The 8459-nt window shown below is 70.2% G+C and carries 7 protein-coding genes and 1 pseudogene; 4 read left to right on the top strand and 4 right to left on the bottom strand.

Features of this window, described 5'->3' with window-relative positions; all coding sequences use genetic code 11:
• Positions 1-171: 171 nt before the first annotated feature.
• Both cobT and HMPREF3086_RS07115 read right to left on the bottom strand, forming a co-directional pair.
• Complete coding sequence (gene cobT / locus HMPREF3086_RS07120) at positions 172-1896, bottom strand: nicotinate-nucleotide--dimethylbenzimidazole phosphoribosyltransferase (RefSeq protein WP_070721012.1); 1725 nt, start codon at positions 1894-1896, stop codon at positions 172-174.
• A 34-nt stretch (positions 1897-1930) separates the two neighbouring features.
• Positions 1931-2614, bottom strand: coding sequence for a DUF3043 domain-containing protein (locus HMPREF3086_RS07115; protein ID WP_070721009.1), 684 nt, complete (start codon positions 2612-2614; stop codon positions 1931-1933).
• A gap of 165 nt (positions 2615-2779) precedes the next feature.
• Here HMPREF3086_RS07115 and HMPREF3086_RS07110 point away from each other — a divergent pair, with 165 nt between their 5' ends.
• Both HMPREF3086_RS07110 and HMPREF3086_RS07105 read left to right on the top strand, forming a co-directional pair.
• Positions 2780-3127 (top strand): HesB/IscA family protein, encoded by a 348-nt coding sequence (locus HMPREF3086_RS07110; RefSeq protein WP_007632903.1) that lies wholly within the window; start codon positions 2780-2782, stop codon positions 3125-3127.
• 73 nt (positions 3128-3200) lie between these two features.
• Positions 3201-4178: a carbohydrate kinase family protein gene (locus tag HMPREF3086_RS07105; RefSeq protein WP_070721006.1), complete on the top strand. Its 978-nt coding sequence runs from the start codon at positions 3201-3203 to the stop codon at positions 4176-4178.
• 34 nt (positions 4179-4212) lie between these two features.
• Here HMPREF3086_RS07105 and asnB read toward each other — a convergent pair whose 3' ends face one another.
• Complete coding sequence (asnB, locus tag HMPREF3086_RS07100; RefSeq protein ID WP_070721004.1) at positions 4213-6138, bottom strand: asparagine synthase (glutamine-hydrolyzing); 1926 nt, start codon at positions 6136-6138, stop codon at positions 4213-4215.
• 227 nt (positions 6139-6365) lie between these two features.
• On the opposite strand from asnB, the gene HMPREF3086_RS07095 reads away from it, so the two are divergent.
• Positions 6366-7484, top strand: a complete 1119-nt coding sequence (locus HMPREF3086_RS07095) for an aa3-type cytochrome oxidase subunit II (protein WP_210401845.1) — start codon at positions 6366-6368, stop codon at positions 7482-7484.
• A gap of 36 nt (positions 7485-7520) precedes the next feature.
• A complete protein-coding gene (locus HMPREF3086_RS07090) occupies positions 7521-7937 on the top strand; it encodes a cytochrome c oxidase subunit 4 (RefSeq protein ID WP_007632898.1) in 417 nt (138 codons plus the stop codon).
• Positions 7938-8027: 90 nt separating this feature from the next.
• On the opposite strand, the pseudogene HMPREF3086_RS18935 reads toward HMPREF3086_RS07090, so the two are convergent.
• Positions 8028-8459 (bottom strand): annotated as a pseudogene (locus HMPREF3086_RS18935) (HNH endonuclease); the annotation flags it as partial.

The raw sequence follows: 8459 nt of genomic DNA, 5'->3' as shown, positions 1-8459 counted from the left end.
GGCGTGAGCGCCGTGGGCGAGGGCGGTGGCCGTGGCGCCGCAGACCAGTCCCACGGCGGGGAGCGCCGTCATGGCGCGTCCGGCCGCGGTCGCGTCGGGGACGCCGCCGCGGCCGACGGGGAGGACCGTCATCCACGACAGCGAGAGGCGGACCGCGTCGATCACGAGCCGTCAGTCCCGGCCGCTGACCCCGGCGTCGGCGAAGGTCGCCATGTCCGTGAGGATCGCGACGGCGTTGTGGACGACCGGTAGGGCGGCGACGGCGCCGCTGCCCTCACCCAGTCGCATCGCGTGCTCGAGGATCGGGTCGAGTGACAGGTAGGTCAGCGCCGCCGAGTGGGCGGGCTCGGCACTGCGGTGCCCGGCCGCCCACCACTGACGGCAGCCGGGGGCCAGCGCCTCGGCCATGAGGGCGGCCGAGGTGACCACCGAGCCGTCGAGCAGGCACGGCGTCCGGCGGATCGCCGCCTGGGCGAGGAACCCGGCCATCGCCGCGAGATCGGCACCGCCGACCTTCCGCAGCATCGCCACGGGGTCGCGGAGGTCGCCGGACGCGCGGTACATGGCGTCGCGGATGGCGGCGGTCTTACGCATCCAGCCCTCGTCGTCGACGCCGGTGCCGCGCCCCACGAGCTCGACGGGCTCGTGGCCGGTGACCAGGCACGTGAGGACGGTAGCCGGAGTGGTGTTGCCGATGCCGAGGTCACCCGCGATGAGCAGGTCCGCCCCGGAGTCGACCTCCTCGTCGGCGATGCGGCGGCCGGCGGCGATCGCGGCCCGCACCTCCTCGGGGCTCAGCGCGTCCTCCCGGTCGATGGAACCGCTGGAGCGGCGGACCTTGTGGTCGTCGAGACCCCCGGGGCGCTCCGCGGACATCGCCATGTCGGCCACCCGGACCGTCGCGCCGGCGGTGCGGGCGAGGACGGACACGGCCGCGCCCCCGGCGACGATGTTGTCGGCCATCTGCAGGGTGACCTCCCGCGGGAACGCGGAGACCCCGTGCTCGGCGACACCGTGGTCACCGGCGAACACCACGACGCGAGCCCGCTCGAGCGGGCGCGGCGGACATGTGCCCTGGCACGAGGCGATCCAGACGCCCAGCTCCTCGAGGCGTCCGAGGGACGCCGCCGGCTTGGTCAGCGTGAGGTGTCGACCGCGGGCCTCCTCGGCGACCGCGTGGGACGGCGGGTGGACCGGCGGGAAGACGACCGGGTCGTCGTAATGCGCGACGTCGGAGAGTCCGGGGAAGTCCTGCGAGGCTCCGGTGTGCCCGTCGGTGGGCGTGCTGGCGGGAGGCTCGGCCGGGGTGTCGGCGGGCGCGGTCGTCGCCGCGGCCGTAACGACGGGCGTGGTGGCGGCGGGGGTCGGGCGCGCGTCGTCGAGGGGCAGCGCACGCCCGGCGACGACGAGGACCGCCGAGTCGCACACCTGCGCCAGTCGCCGGTTGAGTGAGCCGATCACGTCGGCGAACACCCGGCCGGAGAGGGTGTCCGGGACCACGCCGAGGCCGACCTCGGGGGAGACCAACACGACCGGGCCGGGGTGCTCGGCGACCGCGGCGACGAGCGCGTCCGTCTCGTCGGCGACCGCGGACCCCCCGTCGGTCCACCCGAGAGTGGCGTCCATGCGTCGGGTGAGCCAGCCCCCGAGGTCGTCGACGAGGACGGTCGAGTCCGGGTGCTCGGCGAGGACGCGGGTGACCTCGTCGGTCTCCTCGGTGACCCACTCGTCCGGCCTGCGGTCGCGGTGCGCGGCGATGCGGGCGGTCATCTCCGCGTCGTCGGGGTCGCGACGGGCGGTGGCGACGTACACGACGTCGGTACCGGTGGCGGCGGCCACGGACTCGGCGTGGGCGGATTTACCCGAGCGGGTGCCACCGAGGACGAGCAGGCGCATGGGTCAGACCCTTCCGGGGAGCAGCGGGGCGGGATCAGATGGCGTCGCCCGGGCGGACCCGGGGACGCGGGGTGCGCAGCATCCGCGGCTGGGTCGCGCGCATGACCGCGTACCAGCCCATGCCGAAACCGGTGTCGTCGGTGTCGGGGAACCGCTCGCGGACCGCCTTGTTCACGGTTCGGCCGAGGAGCACGCCGTCGATCACGACGACCGCGATGAGGACGAGGAACAGCGTCTGACTGAACGCCAGCAGCTCCGGGTTGGGAATGAGTTGGAAGACGATGACGAACAGCGCCAGCGGCATGAACCAGTTGATGAGTCGGCGGTGGGTGTCCACCCAGTCGCGGGCGAAGCGCCGGACCTCGCCGCGGTCGCGGGAGAGGACGTAGCGGTCGTCGCCCTCCATCATGAGCTGGCGGCGTTCCTCGCGGGCGGCGCGCTCCTCGGCCTTCGCGGCGCGGCGCTCCTCCTTGGTCATGGAGGCCTGCGCTGCCTTGCGGCGCTCCTTCGCCTCCCTGCGGGTGAGCGGAGCGGTGACCGGCCCCTGGCGCATCCCGCGGGCGCGCTCCTGGTCGCGGCGGCGGGGCGTGGGCTTGCCCTTGCCCGCGGGACGCCGCGGGTCGACGGCGGGCTCGGGCGTCGGCTCCGTCGCCGCCTCGGGGGCGGGGGAGTCCTTGCCGGTCTCGTCGTCTCTGGAGCCGAATGCGCGCAACTTCACGCACTCAAGGCTAGGCGATCCCCGGTTGTGCCGGACATTCACCCGTACGAGGTGGCAGGCGTATCGTGTGGAGGGGAACGGGAGCCGGGGAATAGAGGACTCCCCGGTGGACGTTGGAACCTGCATACGTCCCCGAAGCCCTCTCGGATCGCAAGGAGAACCGACATGACCACTGCGGAGAACACCGCCACCGGCGTACTGCTCACCGAGGCCGCCGCCGCCAAGGCCAAGGCCCTGCTCGATCAGGAGGGTCGTGACGACCTCTCCCTGCGCATCGCCGTCCAGCCCGGCGGCTGCGCGGGCCTGCGCTACCAGCTCTTCTTCGACGACCGTTCGCTCGACGGCGACGTGGTGGACGACTTCGGCGGCGTCAAGCTCGCCGTCGACCGCATGAGCGTCCCGTACCTCATGGGTGCCTCGATCGACTTCGTCGACACCATCGAGAAGCAGGGTTTCACGATCGACAACCCCCAGGCCACCGGTTCGTGCGCCTGCGGCGACTCGTTCAACTGACCCGTCGGTCGCGCTGACCGCCTGACGACCCGGACCGATCACGCATCGGTCCGGGTCGTCTACTGTCTGGGGCATGCCCGTCGTCATCACAGGTTCCATCGCCACCGACCACCTCATGACCTTCTCGGGTCGCTTCTCCGAGCAGCTGCTGCCGGACCAGCTCGCGCACGTGTCGCTGAGCTTCCTGGTGGATTCGCTACAGATCCGGCGCGGCGGCGTCGGTGGCAACATCGCCTTCGCGCTCGGCGTGCTCGGTCGTCAGCCCCATCTGGTGGGCGCGGCGGGCGAGGACTTCGCCGACTACCGCGACTGGCTCGAGCGGCACGGCGTCGACTGCTCGGCGGTCCACATCAGCTCTGCCCTGCACACCGCCCGGTTCGTGTGCACCACCGACTCGGAGATGGCGCAGCTCGCGTCGTTCTACCCCGGCGCGATGGGGGAGGCCGCCACCATCTCGTTGGCCCGCCTGGTGGAGCGGATCGGCCGCCCCGAGATCGTCCTCATCGGCGCCAACGACCCGACCGCGATGAACTCCCACACGGCGGAGTGCCGCGAGCTGGGCCTGGATTTCGCCGCTGATCCCTCCCAGCAGCTCGCGTTCCTCGACGGCGAGGCGGCCGCCGCCCTGGTGGACGGTGCGCGCTACCTGTTCACCAATGAGTACGAGTACGAGCTGCTGCTCAACAAGACCGGCTGGACGGCGGCCGAACTCGACGCCAGGGTCGGCACCCGCGTCACGACCCGCGGCGGCAAGGGCGTGGTGATCGTCGAGCAGGGCTCCGAGCCGATCGAGGTCGGGATCGTGCCGTCGGACAACCTGCTCGATCCGACCGGTGTGGGCGACGCGTTCCGCGCCGGCTTCCTCAGCGGTGTCCTCGACGGACTGTCGTTGGAGCGCTCGGCCCAGTTCGGTGCGCTCATCGCCACGCACGTCCTCGAGACCACCGGCACCCAGGAGTGGACCATCGACCCGGTGGCCGCGCGCCGCCGTCTCGCCGACACCTACGGCGACGAGGCGGCCGAGGAGATCTCCTCGCTCCTCCCGGCCTGACCCGCCGCCCGGTCCGCCGTGCCCGTCCCCGGGCTCAGAGGCGAACCGGGTACTCGCGCCGCTCGATGTCGGGGGAGATGCGCCCCTCCACGAAGATGCCGTGCCAGATCATGAAGCACAGCATGGTCCAGATCCGACGGCTGTGGTCGGAGTCGCCGCGACGGTGTTCGTCGAGCATGCGCATCACGGCGTCCTTGTTCACGTACTCGTCGGTGCCCGACGCCGCCACGTGCTCGCGCGCCCAGTCGTGCAGTTCCGGCCCGGCCAGCCAGTGGCGCGTGGGCACGGGGAAGCCGAGCTTGCGCCGGTGCAGCACGTGCGCGGGCACGATCCGCTCGAGCGCCTTGCGCAGGGCGTACTTGGTGGTGCCGTGGGCAATCTTCTCGGTGTACGGCAGCCGCGAGGCGACCTCGTAGACCTCGCGGTCGAGGAACGGCACGCGCAGTTCGAGGGAGTTGGCCATGGTGACTTTGTCCGCCTTGACGAGGATGTCGCCGCGCAGCCAGGTGAACAGGTCGAGGTGCTGCATGCGCGCGATGGGGTCCCAGCCGCGGGAGCGTTCGTAGATGGGCGCGGTGACGTCCTGGTGGCTCCACTCGGGGCGGTAGTCGCGCAGGACGGAGCGGACCTGCTCCTCGGAGAACGAGCGCGCGTTGCCGTAGTAGCGGTCCTCCAGCGTCATCGAGCCGCGGTGCAGGAGGCTCTTGCCCCGGGTGCCCTCGGGGATCAGCTCGCTGGCCCTGCCGAGCGCGCGACGTAGGGCGCCGGGGACCTTCTCGAACGGCGCGAGCGACAGCGGCTCCTTGTAGATGGTGTAGCCGCCGAACAGTTCGTCGGCGCCCTCGCCGGACAGCACGACCTTGACGTGCTTGCGGGCCTCACGGGCGACGAAGTACAGGGGCACCAGGGCGGGGTCGGCGACCGGTTCGTCGAGGTGCCAGATGATCTCGGGGATCGCGGCGGCGAACTCCTCGGGGGAGACGACCTTGACGATGTGCTCGACCCCGATGGCGGCCGCGGACTCGGCGGCGACGTCGATCTCCGAGTACCCCTCGCGCTCGAAGCCGGTGGTGAACGTCAGGAGGTTCTCGTTGTGGCGCCGCGCCAGCGCGGCGATGGCGGTGGAGTCGATACCGCCGGACAGGAACGATCCGACGGTGACGTCGGCGCGCATATGCTTCGCGACGGAGTCCTCGAGGGCCGCGGCGATCTCGTCGTAGCGGCGCTCGGCGTCGCCGTCGGCGACGGGCGCCACGGGGAAGGTGGGTTCGAAGTACCGCTCGATGACCGGCTCGCCGCCGGGAGTGAGGGTGGCGTGGCACCCGGACTCGAGGCGCCGGACGCCGCGGGTGAGGGTCTCGTCCTCCGGGACGTACTGGAGAGTGACGTAGTGCTGGAGGGCGCGGGTGTCGAGGGAGGTGTCGACGACGACGAGGTCGATCAGTTCGGTGATCGACTTCTTCTCGCTCGCGAACACGGTGCCCCCGGGGCCGGTCGCCATGTAGAGGGGCTTGATGCCGAAGGGGTCGCGGGCGACGAAGAGCGACCGCTCGACGGTGTCCCAGATGGCGAAGGCGAACATGCCGCGGAGCCGGCGGACCGCGGCGGGGCCCCAGTGGTGGAAGGCGACGATGATCGGTTCGCCGTCGCCCTCCGTCTCGAAGGTGGCGCCGAACTCGCGCCGCAGTTCGTCCCGCAGCTCGAGGTAGTTGTAGATCTCGCCGTTGAACACGAGCGCGTAGCGGTCGGGCTGCTCCGGCGGGCCCCAGCGGAGCGGCTGGTGTGAGTGCGAGATGTCGATGATCGACAGGCGGTTGAACCCGAAGGCCATGTCGCCGTCGACCCAGGTGCCGACCTCGTCGGGCCCGCGGTGGCGCTGGCACCCCATGGCGCCGAGCACGCGGGCCTCGTGGGTACGGGCGGAGCCGTCAGGGGTGATCAGACCGAGCAGGCCACACATTCGTCGGGTACCTCGTCCATCGTCGTCGTAGCGTCCGTGATGACCCGCCTGCGCGGGTCCGGACGCGTTCGAATACTACTGGTCCGTGGGTTCCCGCCCGTCCCGGCGGACGGCGTGGGGGCCTCGCGGGTGAATTGCCGGACCCGCGGCTTTCATTCTGAGAGCCGTGGTCTACTCTTCTAAGGTGTCCCGGCCACGTGGCCGGTGCCGCTGATCAGGAAGGCGTGATGGTGGAACAGCGTGACGGGCGTCGTCGGACGCGCAGGGCGACTCTCGCGGTGGCTCTCGGTTCATTGGGCTTGCTGTTGTCCGGTTGTAGCCTCCACACCGACAACAAGTGGTGGAACCAGACGATCAACTTCGGATTCCCGACCGGTGTCACCCCCGAGGGCGTCGCGATCCGCGAGTTCTGGACGGGCACCGTCATCACTTCGCTGATCGTCGGGTTCTTCGTGTGGGGCCTGATCTTCTGGTCGATGGCCGCCTACCGCAAGCGGAAGAACGACAACGGCGAGTTCCCGCGGCAGACGGCGTACAACGTGCCGCTGGAGCTGATCTACACGGCTGTGCCGTTCGTGATCATCTCCGTGCTCTTCTACTTCACCGTGGTCACGCAGAACAAGGTCCTCGACCTCCGTCCGGAGGAGGAGGTCGGCGTCAAGGGCGACGTCACCGCGTACCAGTGGAACTGGAAGTTCGGCTACAACAAGGTCGACGTGGCCGGTGCGAGCATCGAGGATGGCACCAACTACGAGGCGCAGCGTCAGGCCGAGGAGGCCGGTGTGCTGTCCGACGAGGCCCGCGAGGCGCTCGGGCACGAGGGTGAGCCCGCCGCCGGCGGCCCGATCCACGGCCGTCTCGCCGAGGACAAGTCGTACCTGCACTACAACAACATCGAGACCGTGGGCACCTCCGAGGAGGTCCCGGTCCTGGTGCTGCCGACCGACACCCGCATCGAGTTCCGACTCGCGTCGGCGGACGTGATCCACTCGTTCTGGATCCCCGAGTTCATCTACAAGCTCGACGTCATGCCGCACCCCGGCAAGAACCAGCAGTTGAGCATGTTCCAGATCGAGGAGATCGAGCGCGAGGGTGCCTTCGTCGGCCGCTGTGCCGAGATGTGCGGCATCTACCACGCGATGATGAACTTCGAGCTGCGTGCGGTCTCCCCGGAGGCGTTCGCCGACTACATCGAATTCCGCCAGGCCAACCCGACCGCGACCAACGCGGAGGCGCTGGAGTCCATCGGGGAGGAGCCGTACTCGATCTCCACTGCACCGTTCAAGACCGGCCGCAGCGATACCCGCGACCAGAACAACACCATCGAGACCGCGTCAGCTAACTGACGGTTCTCCCGGTATCACGCGAAGGATTTCTGAACGATGAGCGCAACAGTACGAATCTTTGACGCACTGTTTATCTTCCTGGCCATCCTGGCCATCGCGTACGCGTACCTCACCGGTACGTCGCGGACGGGCGTCGAGTGGGTCGGTACCACGGCCCTCGTGCTCTCGGCCGGCCTGAGCCTGCTGATCGGTGGTTACCTCCGCTTCGTGGCGCGGCGCATCAGCACCCTGCCCGAGGACTACGAGGAGGCTGAGGTCTCCGACGGTGCCGGTGAGCTGGGTTTCTTCAGCCCGCACAGCTTCTGGCCGTTCCTGCTGGCCTTCTCGGTCTTCGTCATCGGCTACGGTGCGGCGTTCTGGAACTGGTGGGTGCTCATCGGTGGCGCCCTCGGCGTGATCTTCTGCGCCTCCGGTCTGGTGTTCGAGTACCACTGGGGTCGCGAGAAGCACTGACCTTCTGATCGTCTTCCGCCGGGGCCCGGCGTCGCTGTCCGCGACGTCGGGCCCCGGCGCTTTTCGTCGCGCACTGACGGCCGGCGCCGTCTAGAAGGGCGGTGGGTCGGTGTCGGTGGTGGGGTGGCCGGTTGTGGGTGGGGGTGTGGTGGTGTTGGCGGCGCGTTCGGCGGCGAGGCGTCGGGCGCGTCGGAGCCAGTGGGTGGCTTGTGGTCGAGGGTCGAGCCAGGGCCGGCGGGGTGGGGCGTCGTCGGTGGGGTCTGGGTCTGGGTCTGGGTCTGGGTCGCGTTGGCGCCAGCGGGCCAGGGGTCCGGTGGGGTGGGTGGTCAGGGTGTGGCCGGTGTCGGTGGTCACGGTCAGGGTGCCGTCGGGGTCGAGGTGGTAGTGCCAGCCGTGGAAGGTTTTGAAGCGGTGGTGTTGGCGGCACATGCTGGCGAGGTTGGCTTCGATGGTCAGGCCGCCGCTGTCGGGGTCGGTGTGGTTGAAGGGTCGGCAGTGGTCGATGTCGCAGTCCTGGGCGGG

Source organism: Dietzia sp. HMSC21D01, assembly GCF_001815995.1.
Classification (GTDB): domain Bacteria; phylum Actinomycetota; class Actinomycetes; order Mycobacteriales; family Mycobacteriaceae; genus Dietzia; species Dietzia cinnamea.
This window is presented reverse-complemented; position numbering and strand designations above follow the sequence as displayed.

Coding starts and splice junctions, on each gene's coding strand:
- cobT (WP_070721012.1), bottom strand. CDS start 1,896: ATGCGCCTGCTCGTCCTCGGTGGCACCCGCTCGGGTAAATCCGCCCAC.
- HMPREF3086_RS07110 (WP_007632903.1), top strand. CDS start 2,780: ATGACCACTGCGGAGAACACCGCCACCGGCGTACTGCTCACCGAGGCC.
- HMPREF3086_RS07105 (WP_070721006.1), top strand. CDS start 3,201: ATGCCCGTCGTCATCACAGGTTCCATCGCCACCGACCACCTCATGACC.
- asnB (WP_070721004.1), bottom strand. CDS start 6,138: ATGTGTGGCCTGCTCGGTCTGATCACCCCTGACGGCTCCGCCCGTACC.
- HMPREF3086_RS07095 (WP_210401845.1), top strand. CDS start 6,366: ATGGTGGAACAGCGTGACGGGCGTCGTCGGACGCGCAGGGCGACTCTC.
- HMPREF3086_RS07090 (WP_007632898.1), top strand. CDS start 7,521: ATGAGCGCAACAGTACGAATCTTTGACGCACTGTTTATCTTCCTGGCC.